Origin of the sequence: Phenylobacterium sp. LjRoot225 (assembly GCF_964252855.1) — a bacterium.
Lineage (GTDB): Bacteria > Pseudomonadota > Alphaproteobacteria > Caulobacterales > Caulobacteraceae > Phenylobacterium.
In genome coordinates this window covers 1054347-1078908 of record NZ_CAXUPL020000001.1, presented here as the reverse complement: position 1 = coordinate 1078908, position 24562 = coordinate 1054347, and the positions used below count along the sequence as shown (strand labels likewise).

Genomic DNA, 24562 nt, shown 5'->3' with positions numbered 1-24562 from the left:
CCCCCTGCGTCAACAACACGGCGGTGGGAGACAGATGCATGACCAAATCCGAATTGGTCGCGGCGATCGCCGATCGGGCGGGCCTCAATAAGGTGCAGGCCAGGGACGCGCTGGAGGCGTTCATCAGCTCGGTGTCGCACTCGCTGAAGGCCGGCCGGGAGGTGCGTCTGGTCGGCTTCGGCAGCTTCACGCCGGTCTGCCGCCCCGCGGGCGCCGCGCGCAATCCGCGAACCGGCGAGACGGTTCCGCGTCCGGCCTCGCGCACCTGCCGTTTTCGGGCGGGCGAAGCGCTGAAGAACGCGCTGAACGCCTGAAGAGCCCCGGATATGGGAGAAGGGCGGCCGCGCGCGGCCGCTTTTTCATTGCGCCCTTTTTCATTGTGCGGGGGATGAGCGCCGGCTAATCAGCGCTCATCTCGGGGAGTAGCCGTTCGCAAGAGAGCGAAGCCCGCGTCAACAGACTTGCCCGCTTCGGCGGGCATGGCGCGGCGACGGATCCAGGGGCTTTAGGCCCTCGGCCATCCGGATTGGTGAGACCGACGATGCAGACCACGGCGGCGGGCCGGCGTGGGACTGGATCGTCGTGTGTTCGCCTGGCCCGGGAAAGACTGCAGTTCCATGATCCTCGAACCCCTGCTGATCTCCACCGGCGTCGTCGCCGTCGCGGAGATCGGCGACAAGACCCAACTCCTGGCCATCGTGCTGGCCGCCAGGTTCCGCAAGCCGGCGCCGATCATCCTGGGCATCCTCGCCGCGACCCTGCTCAACCATGCCCTGGCTGCGACCCTGGGCTATCTGGTCGCGCAATGGCTGAGCGGCCGGTTCTTCCAGATCCTCGTCGGCGTCGCCTTCGTCGCCATGGCCGCCTGGGCGCTGGTCCCCGACAAGGAGGACGATGGCGCGCTGAACCGCTCGCGCGGCGGCGTCTTCCTGACCACGCTCGTGGCCTTCTTCTTCGTCGAGATCGGCGACAAGACCCAGATCGCCACCTCGCTCCTGGCCGCGCGCTTCCACCAGATCGTCTTGGTCACCGTCGGCACCACCCTGGGCATGATGCTGGCCAATGCGCCGGCGGTGCTGTTGGGCGAGGCGGCCACCCGCATCGTGCCGCTGCACATCGTGCGCAGGGTGGCGGCCGGCATCTTCGCCCTGATCGGCGTCTGGGTGCTGTTGAGCGCCTTCGGCGTCGTCTAGGACCCAGCGCCGCCGCGCTCGGGCGGGGAAGGGGCAAAGCTTGCCTCCCGGCCATTGGTCGAGAAGAGCTCGCTTCCGGGCCTGACCGGTCTCTGGATTTCGGTTAGAAGGCTCGCGCGGGCGGCTAGCTCAGCTGGTCAGAGCACCTGGTTTACACCCAGGGGGTCGGCGGTTCGAACCCGTCGCCGCCCACCATGCCTCTCCTCGAGGGGCGTCGCGATGCGCCCGCAGGCGCTAGTCTTCGTTCCAGGGCGGCGGCAGCTGCCCCGCCTTGAACAGGATCACCGGGTTCTCGTCGTAGTCGCCCATCTCGACGTCGGCGGTCGCGGCGAAGGCGACGACGCCCAGGCGGAGCGGGGCGAGCCGCTCGGCCTTGCGCCGGGCTTCCTCGGCCGTCTTGCAGCCGACCTGCTGCTCCGCCTTCAGCGATTTCCCGCGCCCCTGGACGTAGGTCTGGAGGATGTAGACGGTCTCGATGGCCATGCCTCGGCATAGGGCATGCCAGGCGGCCGCTGGCTATCTCTATCGCGAACAACCCGCGGCCTCGGGAGGTGCGGCCGCCTCGTTGCCAAGACGATCTCCTCCGGCGAAAGTCGGCCTCTTGCGGGAGCTGCCATGGGCGCGATCGGCGCGGATCAAAGGCTGATGTTCGGCGCACCCGTCACGTGACCGAGGTCATCGTCATTGGCGCCGGCCACAACGGCCTGACCTGCGCCGCCTATCTGGCCGCCGCCGGCCTCAAGGTGACCGTCCTGGAGCGGCGCGAGGTCGTTGGTGGGGCGGCGGTGACCGAGGCGTTTCACCCAGGCTTTCGCAACTCGGTGGCCAGCTACACGGTGAGCCTGCTCAATCCGAAGGTCATCAGCGACCTGCAGCTTGCGCGCCATGGCCTGAAGATCGTGGAACGGCGGATGTCCAACTTCCTGCCCCTGGACGGAGACTATCTCGCGGTAGGCGAGGGGCGGACGAAGGCCGAGGTGGCCCGTTTCTCAGCGGCGGACGCCGAGCGGCTGGACGCCTACGGGCGGCGCCTGGAGGCGATCGCCGCGCTGCTGCGCGACCTCGTGCTGCAGACGCCGCCGAACCTCTCGGAGGGCGGCCAGGCCGAGGTCATCCCCGAGCTCCTGAAGAGCGTCAGCGTTGGCCGCCGGCTCGGGAAGCTGGACCTCACCGCCAAACGCGACCTGCTGGCCCTGTTCTCCCAGTCAGCCGGCGACTGGCTCGACGGCTGGTTCGAGAGCGACCCGATCAAGGCGGCGTACGGCTTCGACGGCGTGGTGGGCAACTACGCCAGCCCCTATACGCCGGGCTCGGCCTATGTGCTGCTGCACCACGTCTTCGGCGAGGTGAACGGCAAGAAGGGCGCCTGGGGTCATGCGATCGGCGGCATGGGGGCGATCACCCAGGCGATGGCCGCCTGCTGCCGCGAGCGCGGGGTGGAGATCCGCACCGGCTGCGGCGTCGTCGAAGTCATCACTGAAAAGGGGCGGGCCACCGCAGTGGTCACCGAGGGCGGCGAGCGCCTGCCGGCGCGGATGGTGGTCTCGAACCTCCACCCGCAGCGGCTGTTCGGGAATCTGGTCGATCCCGCCGTACAACCGGCCGACTTCGCTGAGCGCATCCGCCGCTACCGCTCGGGCTCCGGGACCTTCCGGATGAATGTGGCTCTGTCCGAGCTCCCGCGCTTCACCTGCCTGCCGGCGCCGGGCGACCATCTGACGGCCGGCATCATCATCGCCCCGAGCCTCGCCTATATGGAGCGGGCCTATATGGACGCGCGGGCTCATGGGTGGTCGCGCGAGCCCATCGTGGAGATGATGATCCCGTCGACCCTCGACGATAGCCTGGCCCCGCCCGGCCGGCACGTGGCGAGCCTGTTCTGCCAGCACGTGGCGCCGACGCTGCCGGACGGCCGCGCCTGGGACGACCATCGTGACGAGGTGGCCGACCTGATGATCGCCACGGTCGACCGCCATGCGCCGGGCTTCGCCGCCTCGGTGATCGGCCGCCAGCTGCTGTCGCCGCTCGACCTGGAGCGCACCTTCGGCCTGGTGGCGGGCGACATCTTCCACGGCCGCCTGTCGCTCGATCAGCTGTTTTCGGCGCGGCCGGTGCTGGGCGCCGGCGACTACCGCACGCCGATCCGGGGGCTCTACCAGTGCGGCGCGGGCACGCATCCGGGCGGCGGGGTCACCGGCGCGCCTGGCCACAACGCCGCCCGCGAGGTGCTGCGCGACGCCCGCCGGCGCAGGGTATGAGAGCAGCCGTACAGTTGTGGAGCGCGGCCCTGGGTTATAGATCGGCGCGCGCAGGCAAGGATGAGCTGAACATAGATGAGTCTCCACCGCGTCCCTGAGCCGGTCCTGGTGCTGGGCGCGACCAGCCTGATCGGGCGCTATCTGTTGCCGAGGCTCGCGGACATGCGCTCGGTGACCGCCGCGGTCAGCCGGCGCGACCAGGGCGAAGGTCCTGGCGGCGTGCGCTGGATCCGGGGCGACCTGACCGCCCCGGAGACGATCGCCTTTCCCTATGCCGAGATGGTGTTCGGGCTTTGCCCGATCTGGACGCTGACGGCGGCCCTGCCGGCGCTGAAGGCGGCGGGGGTGAAGCGGCTGGTGGCTTTCTCCTCCACCAGCGTCTCGGTGAAGGCCTCGTCCTCCGATAGGGACGAGCGGCGCGTGGCGGCCCAACTCGCCGAGGCCGAGGCGGCGGTGCGCCGCTTCTGCGAGGCGAACGACGTCGCCTGGACCCTGCTGCGCCCGACCCTGATCTATTCCGAAGGCCTGGACGGCAATGTCAGCCGGCTCGCCCGGATGGCCGAGCGCTTCGGCGTGCTGCCGCTGGCCGGCAAGGGGCGGGGGCTTCGCCAGCCGGTCCATGCCGAGGATCTCGCCTGGGCGGCGACGGCCGCCGCCGCCTCGCCGCTGGCGGCCGGCCGCGCCTACGACCTGCCGGGCGGGGAGACCCTGACCTACAAGCAGATGGTGGAGCGGATCTTCTTCGGGATGGATCGTACGCCGCGGATCCTCTGCGCGCCGCTGCCGCTCTGGCGGCTGGGGTTCCGGCTGGCCGGAGACCGCCTGCCGGGCGCGACGGCGGCCATGGGCGAACGGATGAACCAGGACCTGACCTTCGATGGGGCTCCCGCTGCGCGGGACTTTGGCTGGGCGCCGCGGATGTTCAAGCCGGTCTTCCCTCACGTCGAAACCGCGCCGGCCGGCTGAGGGTTGATCCGCCGAGCGGGCTGGATGGCCCGCGAGCACGACAACCAGGGGCAAAGACGAAATCATGCGCCGAGCCGGTCTCGTCCTGTTGCTCCTCCTGGGGGCGTGCGAGCGCCCCGGAGACCCCGCCTCCGCCGCGCCGCCGAAGGCGCCCGCGGTCGCCGCGCCGGTGAACCCCGATCCCGGCGTGCGCACCTATCGCTGCGACGACGGCCGCAGCGTGCAGGCCGGCTATCCGGACCGTGACACCGCCGTGGTCGACGTCGACGGCCACGCCTACACCCTGAAGGCCCAGGCGGCGGCGAGCGGCGTCCGCTATGTGGGCTTCGGCCTGCAGTGGTGGACCAAGGGGATGGACGAGGCGCGGCTCTCGCGGCTCAAGGACGGCGAGACGGTGGCCAGCGAGGCTGGAGTCGTCTGTCGGACCGGTCCCGAGGTTCCCGTTCAGCCGCCGTCGCCAGGCGCGCCCGGCGGCCTGGCCGACGACCGGACGCCGCTGGCCGAAGGAACGATCGCGCCGACCAGCGCCCAGGGCGCAGCGCAGGTCGTCCAGAGCTACTACGCCCTGCTGGAGGCCGGCCGGCGTGCGGAGGCGTGGCGGCTCTGGTCCGAGGGCTCCCCGGACCGCGCGGCGAATGCTGCGGCCTTCGCCCATCAGTTCGACCGCTACGCGGACTACCACGCCCAGGTCGGCGCGCCCGGGGCGATCGAGGGGGCGGCCGGCTCGCTCTACGTCGAGGTCCCGGTGGTGATCTACGGCCGGCGGACCTCCGGCGGTGAACTGCATCAGTCGGGCAAGGTCACGCTGCGGCGCGTCAACGACGTGCCGGGATCGACGCCGGACCAGCGGCGCTGGCGGATCCACCGGATCGAGCTGAAGGGGTAAGGACGGGTTCGGCGTGCCAAAGGGGGCGAGCGCTGGGCGCTCCGGCCATCTCGACGAGATGGCGCGAGTGACGGGACTCGAACCCGCGACCTCCGGCGTGACAGGCCGGCGCTCTAACCAACTGAGCTACACCCGCTTGCGAGGCCCCGTGGGGCCGTGCGAGGGGCGCCTGATACGTCCCCCCCGGAATCGTGTCAACGCCTGAGTGCGTCGGAGCCGCGGAGTCTGTGGATAGTGCGCGTTCGCGCCGCGCTCTACGAGATCACCCGGCCGGTGCGCGTCCGTCGATCGACCGCCTCGCTGAAGGCGCCCGCGGCTCCGACCCCTTGCACCTCCGCACCGAGTTCATCACCTTGATGGGCGCGGCCGCCGAAGCCCGCCCGTTGAACGACACTGGCGACTAGGCCGCTGCAGCTCACAGGCGATCTTGCGCCGCAAAAATGGCATCGAGCCGGCGCCGGCGGCCATGGCCGGCGTCAGGATCAAAGCGCTGTTTGAATCGGCGAGAGCGCTGGTCTAGAAGGGCCCGCGACTCCCTCCGAGGACTCCATGAACGCCTTCCTTCTGCAGTACCTGCCCATCGTGATCTTTCTCGGGATCGCGGCGGCGCTGGGTATCGCCTTCATCCTGGCCGCGGCGGTGCTCGCACCGAAGGCGCCGGACCCTGAGAAGCTCTCCTCCTACGAGTGCGGCTTCAACGCCTTCGACGACGCCCGCATGAAGTTCGACGTCAGGTTCTACCTGGTGTCGATTCTCTTCATCATTTTCGACCTTGAAGTGGCCTTCCTGTTTCCCTGGGCGGTGACCCTGATGAAGCTGCCGCCGGCCGTGTCCCACTTCGCCTTCTGGTCGATGATGTCCTTCCTGGGCGTGCTCACCGTCGGTTTCATCTACGAATGGAAAAAGGGAGCCCTGGAATGGGAGTGATCGTTCCTGCGGGCGCTGGCGGCCGGACCACGGTCGAAGGTTACGACCCCAAGAAGCACGACCCCTATTTCGACGGCGTCTCTCAGCAGCTGGCGGACAAGGGCTTCGTCACCGCCGCGGCCGACGACCTGATCACCTGGGCGCGCACCGGCTCGCTGATGTGGATGACCTTCGGCCTCGCATGTTGCGCGGTGGAGATGATTCAGGCGGCCATGCCGCGCTATGACGTCGAGCGCTTCGGCTTCGCCCCGCGCGCCAGTCCGCGGCAGTCGGACGTGATGATCGTCGCCGGCACCCTAGTGAACAAGATGGCCCCGGCGCTACGCAAGGTCTACGACCAGATGCCGGAGCCGCGTTACGTCATCTCCATGGGCAGCTGCGCCAACGGCGGCGGCTACTACTACTTCAGCTATTCGACCGTCCGCGGCTGCGACCGCGTGCTGCCGGTGGACATCTATGTCCCGGGCTGCCCGCCGACCGCCGAGTCGCTGGTCTACGGGATCCTGCAGCTGCAGAAGAAGATCCGCCGCACCGGGACCATCGTGCGATGAGCTGGCCGACCCCCCACGCCGAGCTGGAGCAGTTCGGCCAGACCCTGGTCGCCAACAGCGCCGGCGTCTTCACCGCCTATGAGGTGGCGTTCGGCGACCTCTCGGTCACCGCCCAGCTGCCGCAGATCGTCGGGGCCATGCGCCTGTTGCGCGACGCCGAGGGCTTCCAGCAGCTGATCGACCTCTGCGGGGCGGACTATCCGGAGCGCGAGCGGCGCTTCGACGTGGTCTACCACCTGCTGTCGATGACCCGGAACCTGCGGATCCGGGTGAAGATCCAGGTCGACGAGGACACCGCCGTGCCCTCGATCACGCCGGTCTATCCGAACGCCGACTGGTACGAGCGCGAGGCGTTCGACATGTACGGCGTCTTCTTCGACGGCCACCCGGACCTGCGCCGGATCCTCACCGATTACGGCTTCCACGGCCACCCACTCCGCAAGGACTTCCCGATGACGGGCCATGTGGAGGTCCGCTACGACGACGAGCTCAAGCGCGTCGTCTACGAGCCGGTGAAGTCAGTGGAGTGGCGCAACTGGGACTTCCAGTCGCCCTGGGAAGGCGTGGAGCGGGGCTTCGGTCCGCTGCTGCCGGGCGACGAGAAGGCCACGCCGGACGCCGCCAAGGGGGCCAAGTGATGGCCCCTGCCGAACGGCTGCGGCAGCTGCCCGGCTATCTCGCCTTCAACTCGGGCGTGATGTTCTTCATCGGCCTGGCCAGCAAGCTGACCAGCGAAGGCGAGGGCGCCACCCTGGGCGCCGGCCAGCTGCGGGTGATGGGCTTTGCCGTGCTGCTGGCGGTGCTGGCCATGGCCGCAGGCTTCGCCTCGGTGGCGCGGGTCGAGTTCGCCAAGCGCGAAGGCAAGCGCTTCTCGCTCGTCTGGATCGCGCCCTCGGTGGCCATCGGCCTGCCGCTGGGTCGCGCCGTCGGCGCCGGCGGGCTGACCCAGGCCGCGCTCATCGCCGCCGGCGCGGGCGCGCTGGCGGCGCTTCTTGGCATGACGTGGCTGGCGTTGCGCGCCCGCCAGGAGATCAAGGCATGACCGGCGCAACCACGCCTGCCGTTCCGCTCGACGAAAGCGTCGAAGGCGGCGAGACCAAGATCCGCAGGTTCAACATCAACTTCGGCCCGCAGCACCCGGCGGCCCACGGCGTGCTGCGCCTGGTCCTGGAGCTGGACGGCGAGGTGGTCGAGCGGGTCGACCCGCACATCGGCCTCCTGCACCGCGGCACCGAGAAGTTGATGGAAGCGCGGCCCTACGCCCAGTGCATCCCCTATTTCGACCGGCTGGACTACGTCGCGCCGATGAACCAGGAGCACGCCTTCGTGCTCGCCATCGAGCGGATGATCGGCATCGAGGCCCCGATCCGCGGCCAGCTGATCCGGGTGCTCTATTCCGAGATGGGCCGGATCCTCAGCCACCTGCTGAACGTCACCACCCAGGCGATGGACGTGGGCGCGCTGACCCCGCCGCTGTGGGGCTTCGAGCAGCGCGAGAAGCTGATGGTCTTCTACGAGCGCGCCTCGGGCGCGCGCCTGCACGCCAACTACTTCCGCGTCGGCGGCGTGCGCCAGGACCTGCCGCCGGAACTGGTGCAGGACATCTCCGACTGGTGCGACCAATTTCCGAAGATCCTCGACGACATCGAGGGTCTGATCACCGACAACCGCATCTTCAAGCAGCGCAACGTCGACATCGGCGTGGTGACCAAGGACGAGGCCCTGGCCTGGGGCTTCTCCGGCGTGATGGTGCGCGGCTCGGGCGTCCCCTGGGACCTGCGCCGCAGCCAGCCGTACGAGTGCTACTCGGACTTCGAATTCGACGTGCCGCTGGGCCTGAACGGCGACTGCTACGACCGCTACCTCTGCCGGATGGAAGAGATGCGGCAATCGACCAAGATCATGAAGGAAGCCTGCCTGCGCCTGCAGAAGACGCCTGGCCTGGTGCTGTCCGACGATCACAAGGTCTCCCCGCCCAGGCGGGGCGAGATGAAGCGCTCGATGGAGGCGCTCATCCACCACTTCAAGCTCTATACCGAGGGCTACCGCACGCCGGCCGGCGAGATCTACGCCGCCGTCGAGGCGCCCAAGGGCGAGTTCGGCGTCTATCTGGTCAGCGACGGCACCAATAAGCCGTACCGCTGCAAGATCCGCGCGCCGGGCTATCCGCACCTGCAGGCGATGGACTGGATGAACCGCGGCCACATGCTGGCTGACGTCTCCGCCATCCTCGGTTCGCTCGATATCGTGTTCGGGGAGATCGACCGTTGACCGCTGCCGGCAAGCTTTCCAACGTCGACCTGATCCAGGCGCAGCTCGAAGCCTACAACGCTCAGGATCTGGACGCCTACTGCGCCTACTTCGCCGACGACATCCAGGTCGGCGACCTGAACCGGCCGCCGCACACCTCGGACATCGAGACCTACCGGAAGAACTACGCGGGCGTGTTCGCGAAATTCCCGGAGAACAAGGCCGAGCTGCTGAACCGCATCGCCGTGGGCTCGACCGTGATCGACCACGAGAAGGTCATCCGCAGCCCCGGCGGCGAGACCTTCGAGGTGATCGCCATCTACACCATCGCGGACGGCAAGGTCGCCCGCGTCGACTTCGTGAAGTGAGGCCGAGTTGAGCGTCCGACGCCTTTCGCCGAACCAGCCGGAAAGCTTCGCCTTCAGCGCCGAGACGCTGAAGCAGGTGAAGAGCTGGATCGCCAACTATCCGCCCGGCAAGCAGCAGTCGGCGGTGATCCCGCTGTTGTGGCTGGTCCAGAAGCAGGAGGGCTGGGTCTCCGAGCCGGCGATCCGCGTGGTCGCCGAGACGCTCGGCATGCCGGTCATCCGGGTGCTGGAGAACGCCACCTTCTACACCATGTTCATGCTGGAGCCGGTCGGCGACGTCGCGCTCGTTCAAGTCTGTGGAACGACGCCCTGCATGCTCCGCGGCGCGGGCGACCTCATCAAGGTCTGCAAGTCGAAGATCGGCCCGCACGACCACCGCTCGGCGGACGGCAAGTTCTACTGGCAGGAAGTGGAGTGCCTGGGCGCCTGCTCGAGCGCGCCCATGGCGGCCATCAACGACTACTACTACGAGGACCTGACGGCGGAGAGCTTCGGGAAGATCCTCGACGACTTCGCCGCCGGCAAGAAGCCCAAGCCGGGCTCGGCCATCGGCCGGCAGTGCGCGGCGCCAGAAGGTGGTCCGCTGACGCTGACCGATCCGTCGCTCTACGACGGCTCGCGCGCCAAGAAGATCAAGATTCCCAACCTCCCGGCGCCCAATCCGCCGCAAAAGGAGAAGGCGTGATGGTCGGGATCCTGCAGGATCAGGACCGCATCTTCACCAACCTCTATGGCGTCCACGACTGGGGCCTGGAGGGCGCGAAGAAGCGTGGCGCGTGGAACGGCACGAAGGACATCATCGCCCAGACGCCGGAATGGATCTGCGACCAGGTCAAGGCTTCCGGCCTGCGCGGCCGGGGCGGTGCGGGGTTCTCCACCGGGCTGAAGTGGACCTTCATGCCCAAGCAGGAGAGCGAGCGGCCGCACTACCTCGTCGTCAACGCCGACGAGTCCGAACCGGGCGCCTGCAAGGACCGCGAGATCCTGCGCAACGACCCGCACCTGCTGATCGAAGGCTGCCTGATCGCCTGCCGGGCGATCCGCGCCCATACCGCCTACATCTACGTGCGCGGTGAGTACGTGCACGAGCGTGAGCGGCTGCAGGCGGCGATCAAACAGGCCTATGAGGCCAAGCTGGTCGGCCCGGGCAACGTCCACGGCTGGGATTGCGACATCCGCGTCCACCACGGCGGCGGGGCCTACATCTGCGGCGACGAGACCGCGCTGATGGAGAGCCTGGAAGGCAAGAAGGGCCAACCTCGGCTCAAGCCGCCGTTCCCGGCCGGCGCCGGCATCTGGGGCGCGCCCACCACCATCAACAACGTCGAATCGATCTCGGTCGTCGGCACGATCCTGCGCCGCGGCGCGGGCTGGTTCGCCGGCTTCGGCACCGAGAAGTCGACGGGGACCAAGCTGTTCGCGGCGTCTGGCCATGTGAACAAGCCCTGCGTCGTCGAAGAGGCCGTCGGCATCTCCGTCAAGCAGCTGATCGAAGACCACTTCGGCGGCGTGCGCGGCGGCTGGAGCAACCTCAAGGCCGTCATCCCCGGCGGCATCTCCGTGCGCATGATCCCCGCCGCCGAGTGCGAAGAGGCGGTCATGACCTACGAGGACCTGCAGGCGCGCGGCTCCGGCCTCGGCACCGGCACCATGATCGTCATGGACAAGGACGCCGACCTGGTGAAGGCGATCGCCCGGGCCTCCTACTTCTACAAGCACGAGAGCTGCGGCCAGTGCACCCCGTGCCGCGAAGGCACCGGCTGGATGTGGCGGGTGATGGAGCGGATGGTCACCGGCGAGGCGGAGATGTCGGAGATCGACCTCCTGCTCGACGTGGCCTCCCAGGTCGAAGGCCACACCATCTGCGGCCTCGGCGACGCGGCGGCCTGGCCGATCCAGGGCCTGTTCCGCCACTTCCGCCACGAGGTGGAAGACCGCATCACCCAATATCGCGCGCGCCCGGGCGTCTACGCCGGCGCCAAGGTCGCGGCGGAGTAACCGGCATGCCTAAAGCCAAGGTCGACGGGGTCGAAGTCGAATTCGAGCCCGGCATGAACGTGCTTCAGGTGGCGGAGCTGGCGGGGAAGGAGATCCCGCGCTTCTGCTACCATGAGCGGCTGTCCATCGCCGGCAACTGCCGGATGTGCCTGGTCGAGGTGAAGCCCGGCCCGCCGAAGCCGCAGGCCTCCTGCGCCCTGCCGGCCGCCGAGAACATGGAGATCTTCACCGACACGCCGATGGTGAAGAAGGCGCGTCACGGGGTGATGGAGTTCCTGCTCATCAACCACCCGCTGGACTGCCCGATCTGCGACCAGGGCGGCGAGTGCGATCTGCAGGACCAGGCCATGGGCTATGGCCGCGACGACAGCCGCTATGGCGAGAACAAGCGGGCTGTCGAAGAAAAGTACATGGGCCCGCTCATCAAGACGGTGATGACGCGGTGCATCCAGTGCACCCGCTGCGTGCGCTTCATCACCGAGGTCGCCGGCGTGCCGGATATCGGCCTGATCTCGCGCGGCGAAGACGTCGAGATCACCACCTATCTCGACAAGGCGGTGAGCTCGGAGCTCTCGGCCAACGTCATCGACCTCTGCCCGGTCGGCGCCCTGACCCACAAACCCTGGGCGTTCAACTACCGCCCGTGGGAGCTGAAGAAGACCGAGACCGTCGACGTGATGGACGCCCTGGGCTCGGCGATCCGCGTCGACAGCCGCGGTCCCGCGGTGCTGCGCGTGCTCCCGCGCATCAACGACGACGTCAACGAAGAGTGGATCAGCGACAAGACCCGCTATGTCGTCGACGGCCTGGCGCGCCAGCGGCTCGACCGTCCCTTCGTCCGCGAGAACGGCAAGCTTCGCCCGGCGAGCTGGAACGAGGCGCTCGACGCCGTCGCGGCGCGCCTGAAGGCCGCCAAGCCTGAGCGGATCGGCGTGATCGCCGGCGACGTGCAGGACGCGGAGTCGATGAAGGCCGCCCTCGACCTGTTCCGCGGCCTGGGCGTGCAGAGCACCGACTGCCGCCAGGACGGCATGGCCCTGGGCGCCGGTCCGCGCGAGAGCTGGCTGTTCAACTCGACCATCGCCGGGGTCGAAGAGGCCGACGTGGTGCTGCTGGTCGGCGTCAATCCGCGCCTCGAGGCCCCGGTGCTGAACGCCCGCCTGCGCAAGCGCTGGCTGGCGGGCGCCTTGCGCGTCGGCGTGATCGGCGAGCAGGCGGATCTCACCTATAGCTACGACTACCTGGGCGCAGGCGCCCAGACCCTGACCGGCCTGTCGCGTCAGCGCAGCGACTTCGTCAAGGCGCTCAAGGAGGCCAAGGCCCCGGCGATCATCGTCGGCGCCGGCGCCCTGGCCCGCGCGGACGGGCCGGCGGTGCTGAAGGCCGCGGCGGGCGTCGCCAAGAGCTTCGGCCTGCGCTGGAACGTGCTGCACTCGGCTGCCAGCCGGGTCGGCGGCCTCGACCTCGGCTTCATTCCGGGGGAGGGCGGCAAGACCGCCGGCGAGCTGGTCCAGAAGAGCGCGGCCGACGTGCTTTTCCTGCTGGGTGCGGACGAGACCGACCTTTCGAAGACCGACGCCTTCGTCGTCTACCTGGGCACCCATGGCGACGCCGGAGCGCACCGCGCCGACGTCATCCTGCCGGGCGCGGCCTACACCGAGAAGAACGGCCTCTACGTCAACACCGAGGGCCGGGTTCAGCTCGGCGCCCGGGCGGTCTTCCCCAAGGGCGAGGCCAAGGAGGACTGGGCGATCCTGCGCGCGCTCTCCGAGCGGCTGGGCGCCAAGCTGCCCTACGACACCCTCGACCAGCTGCGCGCCAAGCTGTTCGCCGACCATCCGACCTTCGGGCGGATCGACTATGTGGCCGATCCCGCCGGCGTCTCGCTGGACTTCGGCGCGCTGGGCGGGGCGGGCGAGGTCTCCGAGGAGCCCTTCGCCAGCCCGATCAAGAACTTCTACCTGACCAACCCCATCGCGCGCGCCAGCGTCACGATGGCCGAATGCGCGGCCCTGGTTTCGGGCGCCGCCAAGATCGCCGCGGAGTAGGGGATGCAGCCTGCTGTGACTAGCTTCTGGGCCACGCCGGGCGGTTGGACCCTCATCACCGTCGGCCAGGTCCTGGCGGTGACGATCTGGATCCTGCTGTCGCTGGCCTTCCTGCTGCTGGCCGACCGGAAGATCTGGGCCGGCGTGCAGATGCGCAAGGGCCCCAACGTGGTGGGCCCCTTCGGCCTGCTGCAGTCCTTCGCCGACTTCCTCAAGTTCGTGCTGAAGGAGATCGTCATTCCGGCGGGCGCCGACAAGGCGGTCTTCCTGCTGGCGCCCCTGATTAGCTTCGTCCTGGCCTTCGGCGCCTGGGCGGTCGTGCCTCTGGCCCCGGGCTGGGTGGTCGCCGACCTCAACGTCGGCATCCTCTACCTGCTCGCCATTTCCTCGCTCGGCGTCTACGGCATCATCATGGGCGGCTGGGCGTCCAACTCGAAATATCCCTTCCTGGGGTCGCTCCGCTCGGCGGCGCAGATGGTGTCCTACGAGGTCTCCATCGGCTTCATCATCATCACCGTGATCCTGCTGGCCGGAACCATGAACCTGCAGCAGATCGTCGAGAGCCAGAAGGGCGGCTTCTGGAACTGGTACGTGTTCGGCGGGCCCGGCGGCCTGGCCAAGCTGCCGCTGATCCTGGTGATGGTTCCGATGACGGGGATGTTCTTCATCTCCGCCCTGGCCGAGACCAACCGTCCGCCCTTCGACCTGCCCGAGGCGGAGTCGGAGCTGGTCGCCGGCTATCAGGTCGAATACTCCTCCACCCCCTACCTGCTGTTCATGATCGGCGAGTATTCGAACATCGTCCTGATGTGCGCGATGATCGCCGTCCTGTTCTTCGGCGGATGGCAGGCCCCGTTCCCGACGGACTTCACGGCCACCTGGGCGCCGACGGCTGTGAGCTTCTTCGGGTTCATGTGGTTCTTCCTGAAGATCATTTTCTTCTTCTTCCTGTTCGCCATGGTCAAAGCGATCGTGCCTCGCTACCGCTACGACCAGCTGATGCGGCTGGGCTGGAAGGTCTTCCTGCCGACCTCGCTGGTCGCCGTGGTGGCCGTCTCGGCCTGGCGCGTGTTCGGGCCGGCGGCGTGATGCGGGCCCTGGCCTTCGCCCTGATCGTGGTCTCGCTCGGGGCCTGCGCCGGCCCGGCGCGGCGCGACGGGGGCGTGGCCACCCTGGACGCGCTTCGCGACGTGCAGGCCGCCTGCGCAGCGCAGGGCAGGACGATGAAACTCAAACCCGAAGGCGATGCGCAGTCGATCGACGCGTACGCCTGCGAGAGGAACTAGGATGTTCAATCGGATCGGACAGGCCGCGAAAGGCGCGGCCCTCATGGACTTCGCCGGGGCCTTCGGCCTGGCGATGAAGTACATGATGAAGCCGAAGATGACCGTGCAATATCCGCACGAGCGCAATCCGCAGAGCCCGCGCTTCCGCGGCGAGCACGCGCTTCGCCGCTATCCCAACGGGGAAGAGCGCTGCATCGCCTGCAAGCTTTGCGAAGCGGTCTGCCCGGCCCAGGCCATCACCATCGAGGCCGAGCCGCGCGCCGACGGCAGCCGCCGCACGACCCGCTACGACATCGACATGGTCAAGTGCATCTACTGCGGCCTGTGCCAGGAGGCCTGCCCGGTGGACGCCATCGTCGAAGGGCCGAACCTGGAGTTCGCCGTCGAGACCCGCGAGGAGCTCTACTACGACAAGGAGCGGTTGCTGGACAACGGCGACCGCTGGGAGCGGGAGATCGCGAAGAACCTGGAACTCGACGCGCCCTACCGATAAGAGACGGGCGCGATTCCAAGCGCCGCCATTAGCTGTCGCGCCGGTTCCTGTGGACATGGGCCGATCGGCGCCCACACGCCGTCGGGAAGACCGGCGGAACGAGTGAAACCGAGGGGTTGAGAAGAGCCTTATGGCCCTGCAGGCGATCGCATTTTACCTGATGGCGGTGACCACCGTCGTGGCCGGCTTGGCCGTCGTCTCGGCGCGCAACCCGGTGCACTCGGTGCTGTTCCTGATCCTCGCCTTCTTCTCGGCGGCGGGCCTCTTCGTGTTGATGGGCGCGGAGTTCCTGGCGATGCTGCTGGTGGTGGTCTACGTGGGCGCGGTCGCCGTGCTCTTCCTGTTCGTCGTGATGATGCTCGACGTCGATTTCACGGCGCTGCGGCAAGGCTTCGCCCAGTACCTGCCGATCGGCGGACTGATCGCGATCGTCCTGGCCGCGGAGATGGTCTTCGTCTCCGTCACGGTCGCCACCAACGGCGCGGCCCGGCTCAACGACACGCCGATGGCCTCGGGCCTGTCCTCGGTCACCAACGCCGAGGCGATCGGCCGGGTGCTCTACACCGACTACGTCTACTTCTTCCAAGCCGCGGGCCTGGTGCTGCTGGTGGCCATGATCGGCGCCATCGTCCTGACCCTGCGCCACAAGCCAGGCGTCAAGCGCCAGATCGTGGCGGACCAGGTGCTGCGCTCGCCCAGGACCGGCATGCGCGTCGTCAGCCTCAAGCCCGGCCAGGGAATCGACCAATGACCATCGGGCTCGCCCACTATCTCGCGGTCGCCGCGATCCTGTTCACCATCGGGGTCTTTGGCATCTTCGTGAACCGCAAGAACATCATCGTCATCCTGATGTCGATCGAGCTGATCCTGCTGGCCGTGAACATCAACCTGGTGGCCTTCTCGGTCTATCTGCACAACGTGGTCGGGCAGATCTTCGCCATGTTCGTGCTCACCGTCGCCGCCGCCGAGGCCGCCGTCGGCCTGGCCATCCTGGTGACCTTCTTCCGCAACCGCGGCGATATCTCCGTCGACGACGCCTCGATGATGAAGGGCTGAGGACGCGAACATGGATCCCAAGTCCCTCGTCACCGTCATCCTGTTCGGGCCGCTGATCGGCGCGCTCGTCGCCGGCCTGTTCGGTCGCCGGATCGGAAACACCGCCTCGATGGCGGTCACCACCGGCTTCCTGTTCCTGGCGGCGATCCTGTCCTGGACCGTCTTCGCCCAATGGACCTGGGGCGGGCTCGAGCCCTTCACCCTGACCTATCTGCCGTTCATCCATGTGGGCGAGTTCGTCTCCAACTGGTCGTTCCGCCTGGACGGCCTGTCGGCGGTGATGCTGGTCGTGGTGACCTCGGTCTCGAGCCTCGTGCACCTCTATTCCTGGGGGTACATGGCTGAGGACGACTCAAAGCCGCGGTTCTTCGCCTATCTGTCGCTGTTCACCTTCGCCATGCTGGCGCTGATCAGCGCCGCCGACTTCATGCAGCTGTTCTTCGGCTGGGAAGGCGTGGGCCTGGCGAGCTACCTGTTGATCGGCTTCTGGTTCAAGAAGCCCACCGCCAACGCCGCCTCGATCAAGGCCTTCGTCGTCAACCGCGTCGGCGACTTCGGCTTCGCGCTCGGCATCCTGACGGTCTTCTGGGCCTTCGGCTCGATCCAGTTCGCCGAGATCTTCCCGCAGGTCGCCAGCGGGGCCGCCCGCACCTGGGCGTTCGCCGGGCAGAACTGGAAGCTGGTCGACCTGGCCTGTGCGCTGCTTTTCGTCGGCGCCATGGGCAAGTCGGCGCAGTTCTTCCTGCACACCTGGCTGCCGGACGCCATGGAAGGCCCGACCCCGGTCTCGGCCCTGATCCACGCCGCCACCATGGTGACGGCGGGCGTCTACATGGTCTGCCTGCTGTCGCCGATGTTCGAGTTCGCGCCGACCGCCAAGCACATCGTGGTCTTCATCGGCGCCATCACCGCCCTGTTCGCCGCCACGGTCGGCATGACCCAGAACGACATCAAGCGGGTGATCGCCTATTCGACCTGCTCGCAGCTGGGCTACATGTTCATGGCCGCGGGCGTCGGCGCCTACCAGGCCGGCATGTTCCACCTCTTCACCCACGCCTTCTTCAAGGCGCTGCTGTTCCTGGGCGCAGGGTCGGTGATCCACGCCATGGCCCACGAGCAGGACATGCGCCGCTACGGGGGCTTGGCCAAATACCTGCCGGTGACCTTCGCGGTGATGACCATCGGCACCATCGCCATCACCGGCCTGGGCATCCCCGGCGTCGAGCTGGGCTTCGCCGGCTTCTATTCCAAGGACTCGATCATCCACGCCGCCTACACGGCCGGCGCGGCCGGCGATCCCATGGGCTATTTCGCCTTCGTGATCGGCGTCTTCGTCGCCGGCCTGACCGCCTTCTATTCGTGGCGGGTGGCCTTCTTCACCTTCAACGGCCACGCCCGCTGGACGAGCGAGGACCTCGAGCACCACTGGCACAACCGCGACCATGACGCCCATGGCCACGGCCGCCTCGACAACCATGCGAGCGACGCCCAGATCGAGACCCATGACGAGCCGCTGGCGGACCATGCTGCCCACGGGCACGACCATGGCCACCATGGCCCGGCGCTGCCGCACGAGAGCCCCTGGACCATGCGCCTGCCGCTGATCCTGCTGTCGCTCGGGGCGATCGGCGCGGGCTTCGCCTTCCACGAGAAATTCATCGGCGCCGAGCAGCACGAGTTCTGGAAGGGCGCGATCTTCACCGCCGCCAACAACCATGTGCTGGGCGAGCATCATGCGCCGCTGTGGGTGGTCTGGGCGCCGCTGGTGGTGTCGGTGCTGGGCCTGCTGGTCGCGGCCTACGTCTATATCGCCCGCGAAGGCCTGGGCGAACGGCTCGCCGCGCGCCGCGGCCCGCTCTACGTCTTCTTCTACAACAAGTGGTTCTTCGACGAGATCTACCAGGCGACCTTCGTCCGCGGGGCGCAGCTGCTGGGGGATCTGTTCTGGAAGGGCGGCGACCAGAAGATCATCGACGGGCTGGGCCCGGACGGCGTCTCGGCGGTGTCCTACGCGATCGGCCGCAACGGCAGCCGGCTGCAGACCGGCTACCTCTACCACTACGCCTTCGTGATGCTCCTGGGGGTGGCGGGTCTTCTGACCTACGCCCTCTGGGCCTGGGCCCGCTGAGGGGAGACTGACCGATGCCGATACTCTCCCTCATCACCTACGCGCCGCTCGTCGGCGTCGCGGCCATCCTGGCGCTGCGGTTCACCGGCCGTCCGGACGACGCCAAGGCGGTCGCCGCGGCCAAGTGGATCGCCCTGATCACCACGCTGGCGACCCTGGCGCTCTCGGTGCTGCTGGTCGTCCAGTTCGACCCGAACACCGCAGCCTTCCAGTTCGTCGAGGACCACGCCTGGTTCGCCAGCCTGCATTACCGGATGGGCGTCGACGGCATCTCGGTGCTGTTCGTGCTGCTGACCGCCTTCCTGATGCCGATCTGCATCGCGGCCTCGTGGCGCTCGATCGAGACCCGGGTGCTGGAGTACCTGATCGCCTTCCTGGTCCTGGAGACCCTGGTCATCGGCGTCTTCTGCGCGCTCGACCTGGTGCTCTTCTACATCTTCTTCGAATTCGGCCTGGTGCCGATGTTCCTGATCATCGGCATCTGGGGCGGGAAGCGGCGGGTCTACGCGGCCTTCAAGTTCTTCCTCTACACCCTGCTGGGCTCGGTGCTGATGCTGGCCGCCATCCTGGCGATGATCAACATCTCCGGCACCAGCTCGATCCCCGAGCTGATGACCTATCACTTCGATCCGGCGATCCAGACCTGGCTGTGGCTGGCCTTCTTCGCCTCCTTCGCGGTGAAGATGCCAATGTGGCCGGTGCACACCTGGCTGCCCGACGCCCACGTCGAGGCGCCCACCGCGGGCTCGGTCTTCCTGGCCGGGATCCTGCTGAAGATGGGCGGCTACGGCTTCATGCGCTTCAGCCTGCCGATGTTCCCGCAGGCCTCGCACCTGTTCACGCCGCTGGTGTTCGCCCTGTCGGTGATCGCCATCGTCTACACCTCGCTGGTCGCCTTCCGGCAGGTCGATATCAAGAAGCTGATCGCCTATTCGTCCGTCGCCCACATGGGCTTCGTCACCATGGGCATTTTCTCCGGCAACGTGCAGGGCGAGCAGGGCGCGCTCTTCCAGATGCTGAGCCACGGCCTGATCTCGGGCGCGCTCTTCCTCTGCGTCGGCGTGGTCTACGACCGCATGCACACCCGCGAGATCGCCTTCTACGGCGGGCTGGTGACCCGCATGCCGGTGTACGCCGCGATCTTCCTGCTGTTCACCATGGGGAACGTCGGCCTGCCGGGAACCTCCGGTTTCGTCGGGGAGATCCTGACCATGGCCGGGGCCTACGGCGCCTCCACCTGGACGGCGCTGATCGCCGCCACCGGCGTCATCCTGTCGGCGGTCTATGCGCTCAGCCTCTATCGGCGCGTGGTCTTCGGCGATCTGACCAATCCGAAGCTGGCCGGCATCACCGACCTGGACTGGCGGGAAACAGCGATCTTCGTGCCGCTGATCGCCGGCACGCTGATCCTCGGCGTCTATCCGAATTATGTGTTCAACCTGACCCAGACCTCGGTCGACCATCTCGTGACGGTCTACCAGACGGCTGTCGGCGGGTGAGGGGCTCGACCTTTAGATGAACGTCTCCGCCGACCTTAGTCTGGTGTTTCCGCAGCTGATCCTCGCGATCGGCGCGCTGCTGCTGCTCGTCGTGGGCGCCTTCACGCCGAAGTCGACGACGGCGATCTGCGGCGCCTCTGTCGTCACCCTGCTGGTTGCGGCCTACGCCGCGGCCACCGCTCCGTTCGGGCACGCCTTCGCCGGCGGCCTGGTCTCCGACCAGGCCTCGGCCTTCGCCCAGGTGGCGATCTATGTCGCCTCGGCGATCGCCATTCCGCTCGGCCAGCCCTGGTTCGAGCGCCGCGGCGTGCGGGTTTTCGAGTTCCCAATCCTGATCCTGCTGGCAGCCCTCGGCATGGGCATGATGGCCGGTTCCGGCGACCTGATTTCGCTCTACATCGGCGTCGAGCTGCACTCGCTGGCGCTCTATGTGCTGGCCGCCATGCACCGGGACAACGCCAAGGCCTCGGAAGCCGGGCTGAAGTATTTCGTGCTGGGCGCGCTCTCGTCCGGCCTGCTGCTCTATGGCGCCAGCCTGATCTACGGCTTCGCCGGCTCGACCGTCTTCAGCGACATCGCGGTCGCGGTGACGCACGGCGCCGACACCGGGGTGCTGTTCGGCCTGGTCTTCCTGATCTGCGGCCTGGCCTTCAAGGTCTCCGCCGCGCCCTTCCACATGTGGACGCCGGACGTCTACGAGGGCGCGCCGACCCCGGTCGTGGCCTTCTTCGCCGCTGCGCCCAAGATGGCCGCCATGGTGCTCTTCGCCCGCGCCCTGGCGCAGGGCTTCGGCGGCGCCGCCGAGCAGTGGCAGCAGGTGCTGGTGATCATTGCCCTGACCTCGGTCGTGGTCGGCGCCTTCTGGGGCCTGGCGCAGAAGAACCTCAAGCGCCTGTGGGCCTATTCCTCGATCGCCAACATCGGCTACGCCCTCCTGGGCCTGGCGTCGGGCGACGCCCAGGGCATCCAGGCCATGCTGGTCTTCATGGTCCTCTATATGGTCGATGTGACCGGCTTCTTCGCCTGCCTCGCGGCGCTCTCGCGCCAGGGCCGGTCGATGGAGACGATCGACGACATGGCGGGCCTCATCAAGGAACAGCCCGGCATCGCGCTGGCCATGACCGCCTTCTCGCTCTCGGCGCTCGGCCTGCCGCCCTTCTCGGGCTTCTGGGCGAAATACTATGTCTTCAAGGCCGCCCTGGGCGCCGGGCTCGATTTCGCCGCCGTCGCCGGCCTGGTGGGTTCGGTCGTCGCCGCCTTCTACTATCTGCGCCTGATCAAGGTGATGTGGTTCGACGCCAGCGAGGGCGTCACCGACCATCCGCCGGTCGAGGCGCGCGCCATCGGCATGGTGCTGGCGCTCTTCTCCTTCCCGGTCGTCATGGTGGCGCTGATCTGGATTGATCCGCTGGCCCACGCAGCCGCCGCCGCCTTCGGTCTCGCCTGATTTGGCCGCCCACCCGCCGATCGAGAATTACCACGAGCTCGATTCTACGAACGCCGAAGCGCGCCGCCGAGCCGAGGCGGGGGAGGCGGGGCCCGTCTGGATCGCCGCCAGGTCGCAGACCGCCGGCCGCGGCCGCAGGGGCCGCGTCTGGGTGTCCGACGAGGGTAACCTCGCCGCCACGCTCCTGATGACCACCGCGGCGCCCGCCGCGGAGGCCGCCCAGGTCTCCTTTCTGGCGGCGCTCGCCGCCGCCGACCTGGCCGACACCTGCCTGGGGCCCGGCGCGGCCCGGTTGAAATGGCCCAACGACGTCCTCCTCTACGGCAAGAAGGCGGTCGGCATCCTGGTGGAGTCCGGCCCCCGAGCCGACAAGCAGCTGTGGCTGGCGGTCGGCGTCGGCGTGAACCTCGCCCGTCATCCCATCGACGTGGACCGGCCGGCGACCAGCTTCGCCGAGCACCGGGCCGGGCCCGCGCCCGAGCCGCGCGAAGCGCTGGAGATCCTGGCTGCACGGTTTGAGAGCTGGCGCGCGCTTTGGGCCGCCCAGGGATTCGCGCCGATCGCCCAGGCCTGGACCGATCGCGCCCATGGGCTCGGACAGGTCTGCGAGGCGCGGCTGCCCAATGGTACCATCACCGGCGTCGCGGAGGGCCTTGAGCCGGACGGCGCGCTCCGGCTGCGGCTGGAGAGCGGGGCCGTGGAACGGATCACCGCGGGCGACGTCTTCTTCGGTGGAGCATGACCGGCATGCTGCTGGCGATCGAACAAGGCAACACCAACACCATGTTCGCCGTCCATGACGGCGAGCGGTGGATCGCGCAGTGGCGGGCGGCGACGGAGAGCACGCGCACCGCCGACGAATACGCCGTCTGGCTGTCGCAGCTGCTGGCCATGGCCGGGCTGCAGATGGGCGCCTTCAACGGCTGCATCATTTCGAGCGTGGTGCCGCAGTCGATCTTCAACCTGCGCAACCTGGCGCGCCGCTATCTGCACGTCGAACCGCTGGTGATCGGCGAGAACGCCGAGCTGGGCATCGAGGTGCGCATCGACAAGCCGTCCGAGGCCGGCGCCGACCGGCTGGTCAACGCCATCGGGGCGCACATCGCCTATCCCGGCGAGCTGATCGTCATCGACAGCGGCACGGCCACCACCTTCGACGTGATTGCCGCGGACGGCGCCTTCGAGGGCGGGGTCATCGCGCCGGGGATCAACCTTTCCATGGAGGCGTTGCATAACGCCGCCGCAAAACTTCCGAGAGTCGCGATCCAGAGACCGCAGCGCGTGGTGGGCACGGACACCGTGGGCGCCATGCAGTCCGGCGTATTCTGGGGCTATATTGGTCTCATCGAAGGGCTTATCGCGCGCATCAAGGGCGAGCGAGACGCGCCCCTGACGGTCGTCGCGACCGGCGGGGTGGCTTCGCTGTTCCACGGCGCCACCACTGCGATCGATCACTTCGACTCGGATCTGACAATCCGCGGCATGCTGGAAATCTGGCGCCGCAATACGAAAGCCGGGTGAGGCTGATGGCGTCCCAAATCGACGAACTCGTTTTCCTGCCGCTGGGCGGGTCCAACGAGATCGGCATGAACTTCAACCTGTACGGCTTCGGTCCACCGCACGACCGGCGCTGGATCGTGGTCGACCTCGGCGTGACCTTCGGCGACCAGCTGACGCCGGGCGTCGACATCATCCTGCCGGACCCGAGCTACATCGAGGAATACGCCGACCGCATCCTCGGGATCGTGCTGACCCACGCCCACGAGGATCACCTGGGCGCGGTGGCCTGGCTGTGGCCCCGGCTCAAGGCTCCGGTCTACGCCACGCCCTTCACCGCCTTCCTCCTGCGCGAGAAGCTGCGCGAGGCCGACCTGCTGGACGAGGTCGAGATCCACGTGGTGCCGCTCGGCGGGCGCATTGAACTCGGTCCCTTCGACATCGAGCTGATCACGCTCACCCACTCCATCCCCGAGCCCAACGGCCTGGCGATCAAGACGCCGCTGGGCACGATCCTGCACACCGGCGACTGGAAGATCGACCCCGATCCGCTGCTGGGCGCCGTCACCGACCAGGATGCGATCCGCAAGCTGGGCGACGAGGGCATCCTCGCCATGGTCTGCGACAGCACCAACGTCTTCGTCGACGGGACGGCGGGGTCGGAAGCCGACGTGCGCAAGACGCTGATCCCGCTGATCGGCCAGATGAAGGGCAAGGTCGCTGTGGCCTGCTTCGCGTCGAACGTCGCGAGAATGGATTCCGCGGCCCGCGCCGCGGAGGCCAACGGCCGTCGCGTCTGCCTGGTCGGCCGGTCCATGCACCGCATGGCGGCGGCGGCGAAGTCGGTGGGCATGATGCAGGACCTGCAGCCCTTCATCACCGAGCAGGACGCCCGGAACTTCCCGGCGCACGGCATTCTCTATCTCTGCACCGGCAGCCAGGGCGAACCGCGCGCGGCGCTCTCGCGCATCGCCGAGGGCACCCATCCGCATGTCGCCCTGGGCGCCGGCGACGCCTGCGTCTTCTCCTCGCGGGTGATCCCGGGCAACGAGATCCCGATCCGCAACCTGCAGAACAAGCTCGCTGACCGCGGCGTGCGCCTCTACACCGAGCGCGACCACCCGGGCATCCATGTCTCCGGCCACCCCTGCCGCGACGAGCTGGCCGAGATGTACAGCTGGGCCCGGCCGACGATCGCGGTGCCGACCCACGGCGAGCGCCGCCACCTGCTGGAGCACCTGGCCTTCGCCCGCGACCTGCAGGTTCCGCAACAGGTCGCGCCGCGCAACGGCGACATGGTGCGCCTGGCGCCCGGCCGCGCCGAGATCATCGACGAAGTGCCGGCGGGGCGGCTGTACGTCGACGCCGGCGTGGTGACGCCGGAGAACGGCGACGCCCTGCGCGAGCGCCGCCACGCCGCGCAGAACGGCATGGTCGCGGTCTCCGTGGTCCTGGACGGGCGCAGCCGCATCGTCGCCGGCCCCGCGGTCAAGGCGGTGGGCCTGCCGACCGACGAGGACTATCCGCTGGACGAGGCGCTCGACGATCTCTCGGAAGCCGCTGAGGAGGCGCTGAACCGGCTCTCCGGCGATGATCGCGACCTCGACGACAAGATCGAGACGGCGCTCTCCCGCGCCGTCAAGAAGGCCAGCCAGCGCATCTGGGGCCGCCGCCCGGTCGTCGAGACAACGGTGCTGCGGGTCTAGGGCGG

At 68.2% G+C, this 24562-nt stretch carries 26 protein-coding genes and 2 tRNA genes; 26 read left to right on the top strand and 2 right to left on the bottom strand.

The features are described from left to right. The first annotated feature begins 38 nt into the window (after nucleotides 1–38). The 3 genes from ACSQ2B_RS05270 (at nucleotide 39) to ACSQ2B_RS05260 (ending at nucleotide 1388) form a co-directional block, all read left to right on the top strand. Nucleotides 39–314: an HU family DNA-binding protein gene (locus tag ACSQ2B_RS05270; RefSeq protein ID WP_436047966.1), complete on the top strand. Its 276-nt coding sequence runs from the start codon at nucleotides 39–41 to the stop codon at nucleotides 312–314. Nucleotides 315–617: 303 nt separating this feature from the next. Continuing rightward, nucleotides 618–1193, top strand: coding sequence for a TMEM165/GDT1 family protein (locus ACSQ2B_RS05265; RefSeq protein WP_436047964.1), 576 nt, complete (start codon nucleotides 618–620; stop codon nucleotides 1191–1193). Between the two features lie 118 nt (nucleotides 1194–1311). Beyond that, nucleotides 1312–1388, top strand: a tRNA-Val gene (locus tag ACSQ2B_RS05260). Nucleotides 1389–1427: 39 nt separating this feature from the next. Here ACSQ2B_RS05260 and ACSQ2B_RS05255 read toward each other — a convergent pair. Further along, nucleotides 1428–1676 (bottom strand): hypothetical protein, encoded by a 249-nt coding sequence (locus ACSQ2B_RS05255; protein WP_436047963.1) that lies wholly within the window; start codon nucleotides 1674–1676, stop codon nucleotides 1428–1430. 182 nt (nucleotides 1677–1858) lie between these two features. On the opposite strand from ACSQ2B_RS05255, the gene ACSQ2B_RS05250 reads away from it, so the two are divergent. The 3 genes from ACSQ2B_RS05250 to ACSQ2B_RS05240 all read left to right on the top strand — a co-directional run bounded on the left by ACSQ2B_RS05250 (nucleotide 1859) and on the right by ACSQ2B_RS05240 (nucleotide 5303). Further along, nucleotides 1859–3451: a phytoene desaturase family protein gene (locus ACSQ2B_RS05250; protein ID WP_436047962.1), complete on the top strand. Its 1593-nt coding sequence runs from the start codon at nucleotides 1859–1861 to the stop codon at nucleotides 3449–3451. A 75-nt stretch (nucleotides 3452–3526) separates the two neighbouring features. Next, nucleotides 3527–4417 (top strand): SDR family oxidoreductase, encoded by an 891-nt coding sequence (locus ACSQ2B_RS05245; RefSeq protein WP_436047960.1) that lies wholly within the window; start codon nucleotides 3527–3529, stop codon nucleotides 4415–4417. 64 nt (nucleotides 4418–4481) lie between these two features. After that, complete coding sequence (locus tag ACSQ2B_RS05240) at nucleotides 4482–5303, top strand: MliC family protein (RefSeq protein ID WP_436047959.1); 822 nt, start codon at nucleotides 4482–4484, stop codon at nucleotides 5301–5303. A 59-nt stretch (nucleotides 5304–5362) separates the two neighbouring features. Here ACSQ2B_RS05240 and ACSQ2B_RS05235 read toward each other — a convergent pair. Next, nucleotides 5363–5439 (bottom strand) — tRNA-Asp (locus tag ACSQ2B_RS05235). Nucleotides 5440–5852: 413 nt separating this feature from the next. Between ACSQ2B_RS05235 and ACSQ2B_RS05230 the strand changes: the two genes are divergently transcribed. The 20 genes from ACSQ2B_RS05230 (at nucleotide 5853) to ACSQ2B_RS05135 (ending at nucleotide 24557) form a co-directional block, all read left to right on the top strand. Beyond that, on the top strand, nucleotides 5853–6230 hold the full coding sequence (locus ACSQ2B_RS05230; RefSeq protein ID WP_436047958.1) for an NADH-quinone oxidoreductase subunit A: 378 nt from the start codon (nucleotides 5853–5855) through the stop codon (nucleotides 6228–6230). After that, nucleotides 6200–6781, top strand: coding sequence for a NuoB/complex I 20 kDa subunit family protein (locus ACSQ2B_RS05225; RefSeq protein ID WP_436047957.1), 582 nt, complete (start codon nucleotides 6200–6202; stop codon nucleotides 6779–6781). Before ACSQ2B_RS05230 ends, ACSQ2B_RS05225 begins: the two co-directional genes overlap by 31 nt. Beyond that, on the top strand, nucleotides 6778–7419 hold the full coding sequence (locus ACSQ2B_RS05220; RefSeq protein WP_436047955.1) for an NADH-quinone oxidoreductase subunit C: 642 nt from the start codon (nucleotides 6778–6780) through the stop codon (nucleotides 7417–7419). The genes ACSQ2B_RS05225 and ACSQ2B_RS05220 overlap by 4 nt, the downstream gene beginning before the upstream one ends. Beyond that, nucleotides 7419–7823 (top strand): hypothetical protein, encoded by a 405-nt coding sequence (locus ACSQ2B_RS05215; RefSeq protein ID WP_436047954.1) that lies wholly within the window; start codon nucleotides 7419–7421, stop codon nucleotides 7821–7823. The genes ACSQ2B_RS05220 and ACSQ2B_RS05215 overlap by 1 nt, the downstream gene beginning before the upstream one ends. Further along, nucleotides 7820–9052 carry an NADH-quinone oxidoreductase subunit D gene (locus ACSQ2B_RS05210; RefSeq protein ID WP_436047952.1) on the top strand — a complete coding sequence of 411 codons (1233 nt, stop codon included), beginning with the start codon at nucleotides 7820–7822 and terminating at the stop codon, nucleotides 9050–9052. The genes ACSQ2B_RS05215 and ACSQ2B_RS05210 overlap by 4 nt, the downstream gene beginning before the upstream one ends. Continuing rightward, complete coding sequence (locus ACSQ2B_RS05205) at nucleotides 9049–9399, top strand: nuclear transport factor 2 family protein (protein WP_436047950.1); 351 nt, start codon at nucleotides 9049–9051, stop codon at nucleotides 9397–9399. The genes ACSQ2B_RS05210 and ACSQ2B_RS05205 overlap by 4 nt, the downstream gene beginning before the upstream one ends. Nucleotides 9400–9406: 7 nt before the next feature. Next, nucleotides 9407–10084, top strand: a complete 678-nt coding sequence (gene nuoE, locus ACSQ2B_RS05200) for an NADH-quinone oxidoreductase subunit NuoE (protein WP_436047948.1) — start codon at nucleotides 9407–9409, stop codon at nucleotides 10082–10084. Continuing rightward, the gene (gene nuoF / locus ACSQ2B_RS05195; protein WP_436047946.1) at nucleotides 10084–11397 is read left to right on the top strand and encodes an NADH-quinone oxidoreductase subunit NuoF; all 1314 of its coding nucleotides are present in this window, start codon (nucleotides 10084–10086) and stop codon (nucleotides 11395–11397) included. The genes nuoE and nuoF overlap by 1 nt, the downstream gene beginning before the upstream one ends. A 5-nt stretch (nucleotides 11398–11402) precedes the next feature. Then, nucleotides 11403–13445 carry an NADH-quinone oxidoreductase subunit NuoG gene (nuoG, locus tag ACSQ2B_RS05190; protein ID WP_436047945.1) on the top strand — a complete coding sequence of 681 codons (2043 nt, stop codon included), beginning with the start codon at nucleotides 11403–11405 and terminating at the stop codon, nucleotides 13443–13445. A gap of 3 nt (nucleotides 13446–13448) precedes the next feature. After that, nucleotides 13449–14534 carry an NADH-quinone oxidoreductase subunit NuoH gene (gene nuoH, locus ACSQ2B_RS05185; protein WP_436047944.1) on the top strand — a complete coding sequence of 362 codons (1086 nt, stop codon included), beginning with the start codon at nucleotides 13449–13451 and terminating at the stop codon, nucleotides 14532–14534. After that, nucleotides 14534–14731, top strand: coding sequence for a hypothetical protein (locus ACSQ2B_RS05180; protein ID WP_436047942.1), 198 nt, complete (start codon nucleotides 14534–14536; stop codon nucleotides 14729–14731). Before nuoH ends, ACSQ2B_RS05180 begins: the two co-directional genes overlap by 1 nt. A 1-nt stretch (nucleotide 14732) precedes the next feature. Further along, nucleotides 14733–15224: an NADH-quinone oxidoreductase subunit NuoI gene (nuoI, locus tag ACSQ2B_RS05175; protein WP_436047940.1), complete on the top strand. Its 492-nt coding sequence runs from the start codon at nucleotides 14733–14735 to the stop codon at nucleotides 15222–15224. Between the two features lie 130 nt (nucleotides 15225–15354). Next, entirely contained in the window at nucleotides 15355–15975 is a 621-nt protein-coding gene (locus ACSQ2B_RS05170; RefSeq protein ID WP_436047938.1) for an NADH-quinone oxidoreductase subunit J, read from the top strand. Then, on the top strand, nucleotides 15972–16280 hold the full coding sequence (gene nuoK / locus ACSQ2B_RS05165) for an NADH-quinone oxidoreductase subunit NuoK (RefSeq protein WP_436047937.1): 309 nt from the start codon (nucleotides 15972–15974) through the stop codon (nucleotides 16278–16280). Before ACSQ2B_RS05170 ends, nuoK begins: the two co-directional genes overlap by 4 nt. Before the next feature lie 10 nt (nucleotides 16281–16290). Further along, nucleotides 16291–18408 (top strand): NADH-quinone oxidoreductase subunit L, encoded by a 2118-nt coding sequence (gene nuoL, locus ACSQ2B_RS05160; protein ID WP_436047936.1) that lies wholly within the window; start codon nucleotides 16291–16293, stop codon nucleotides 18406–18408. Between the two features lie 14 nt (nucleotides 18409–18422). After that, the gene (locus tag ACSQ2B_RS05155) at nucleotides 18423–19907 is read left to right on the top strand and encodes an NADH-quinone oxidoreductase subunit M (protein ID WP_436047935.1); all 1485 of its coding nucleotides are present in this window, start codon (nucleotides 18423–18425) and stop codon (nucleotides 19905–19907) included. A gap of 16 nt (nucleotides 19908–19923) precedes the next feature. Then, a complete protein-coding gene (gene nuoN / locus ACSQ2B_RS05150) occupies nucleotides 19924–21354 on the top strand; it encodes an NADH-quinone oxidoreductase subunit NuoN (RefSeq protein WP_436047933.1) in 1431 nt (476 codons plus the stop codon). Next, nucleotides 21311–22096 (top strand): biotin--[acetyl-CoA-carboxylase] ligase, encoded by a 786-nt coding sequence (locus ACSQ2B_RS05145; protein ID WP_436049590.1) that lies wholly within the window; start codon nucleotides 21311–21313, stop codon nucleotides 22094–22096. The genes nuoN and ACSQ2B_RS05145 overlap by 44 nt, the downstream gene beginning before the upstream one ends. A 5-nt stretch (nucleotides 22097–22101) precedes the next feature. After that, the gene (locus ACSQ2B_RS05140; protein WP_436047931.1) at nucleotides 22102–22875 is read left to right on the top strand and encodes a type III pantothenate kinase; all 774 of its coding nucleotides are present in this window, start codon (nucleotides 22102–22104) and stop codon (nucleotides 22873–22875) included. 5 nt (nucleotides 22876–22880) lie between these two features. Then, on the top strand, nucleotides 22881–24557 hold the full coding sequence (locus tag ACSQ2B_RS05135) for a ribonuclease J (protein WP_436047930.1): 1677 nt from the start codon (nucleotides 22881–22883) through the stop codon (nucleotides 24555–24557). The last annotated feature ends 5 nt before the right edge of the window (nucleotides 24558–24562 follow it).

Excerpts from the sequence above, each read along its gene's own strand:
- ACSQ2B_RS05270 (WP_436047966.1), top strand. The coding sequence starts at position 39 with ATGACCAAATCCGAATTGGTCGCGGCGATCGCCGATCGGGCGGGCCTC.
- ACSQ2B_RS05265 (WP_436047964.1), top strand. The coding sequence starts at position 618 with ATGATCCTCGAACCCCTGCTGATCTCCACCGGCGTCGTCGCCGTCGCG.
- ACSQ2B_RS05255 (WP_436047963.1), bottom strand. The coding sequence starts at position 1,676 with ATGGCCATCGAGACCGTCTACATCCTCCAGACCTACGTCCAGGGGCGC.
- ACSQ2B_RS05245 (WP_436047960.1), top strand. The coding sequence starts at position 3,527 with ATGAGTCTCCACCGCGTCCCTGAGCCGGTCCTGGTGCTGGGCGCGACC.
- ACSQ2B_RS05240 (WP_436047959.1), top strand. The coding sequence starts at position 4,482 with ATGCGCCGAGCCGGTCTCGTCCTGTTGCTCCTCCTGGGGGCGTGCGAG.
- ACSQ2B_RS05230 (WP_436047958.1), top strand. The coding sequence starts at position 5,853 with ATGAACGCCTTCCTTCTGCAGTACCTGCCCATCGTGATCTTTCTCGGG.
- ACSQ2B_RS05225 (WP_436047957.1), top strand. The coding sequence starts at position 6,200 with ATGGAAAAAGGGAGCCCTGGAATGGGAGTGATCGTTCCTGCGGGCGCT.
- ACSQ2B_RS05220 (WP_436047955.1), top strand. The coding sequence starts at position 6,778 with ATGAGCTGGCCGACCCCCCACGCCGAGCTGGAGCAGTTCGGCCAGACC.
- ACSQ2B_RS05215 (WP_436047954.1), top strand. The coding sequence starts at position 7,419 with ATGGCCCCTGCCGAACGGCTGCGGCAGCTGCCCGGCTATCTCGCCTTC.
- ACSQ2B_RS05210 (WP_436047952.1), top strand. The coding sequence starts at position 7,820 with ATGACCGGCGCAACCACGCCTGCCGTTCCGCTCGACGAAAGCGTCGAA.
- nuoF (WP_436047946.1), top strand. The coding sequence starts at position 10,084 with ATGGTCGGGATCCTGCAGGATCAGGACCGCATCTTCACCAACCTCTAT.
- nuoG (WP_436047945.1), top strand. The coding sequence starts at position 11,403 with ATGCCTAAAGCCAAGGTCGACGGGGTCGAAGTCGAATTCGAGCCCGGC.
- nuoH (WP_436047944.1), top strand. The coding sequence starts at position 13,449 with ATGCAGCCTGCTGTGACTAGCTTCTGGGCCACGCCGGGCGGTTGGACC.
- ACSQ2B_RS05180 (WP_436047942.1), top strand. The coding sequence starts at position 14,534 with ATGCGGGCCCTGGCCTTCGCCCTGATCGTGGTCTCGCTCGGGGCCTGC.
- nuoI (WP_436047940.1), top strand. The coding sequence starts at position 14,733 with ATGTTCAATCGGATCGGACAGGCCGCGAAAGGCGCGGCCCTCATGGAC.
- ACSQ2B_RS05170 (WP_436047938.1), top strand. The coding sequence starts at position 15,355 with ATGGCCCTGCAGGCGATCGCATTTTACCTGATGGCGGTGACCACCGTC.
- nuoK (WP_436047937.1), top strand. The coding sequence starts at position 15,972 with ATGACCATCGGGCTCGCCCACTATCTCGCGGTCGCCGCGATCCTGTTC.
- nuoL (WP_436047936.1), top strand. The coding sequence starts at position 16,291 with ATGGATCCCAAGTCCCTCGTCACCGTCATCCTGTTCGGGCCGCTGATC.
- ACSQ2B_RS05155 (WP_436047935.1), top strand. The coding sequence starts at position 18,423 with ATGCCGATACTCTCCCTCATCACCTACGCGCCGCTCGTCGGCGTCGCG.
- nuoN (WP_436047933.1), top strand. The coding sequence starts at position 19,924 with ATGAACGTCTCCGCCGACCTTAGTCTGGTGTTTCCGCAGCTGATCCTC.
- ACSQ2B_RS05140 (WP_436047931.1), top strand. The coding sequence starts at position 22,102 with ATGCTGCTGGCGATCGAACAAGGCAACACCAACACCATGTTCGCCGTC.
- ACSQ2B_RS05135 (WP_436047930.1), top strand. The coding sequence starts at position 22,881 with ATGGCGTCCCAAATCGACGAACTCGTTTTCCTGCCGCTGGGCGGGTCC.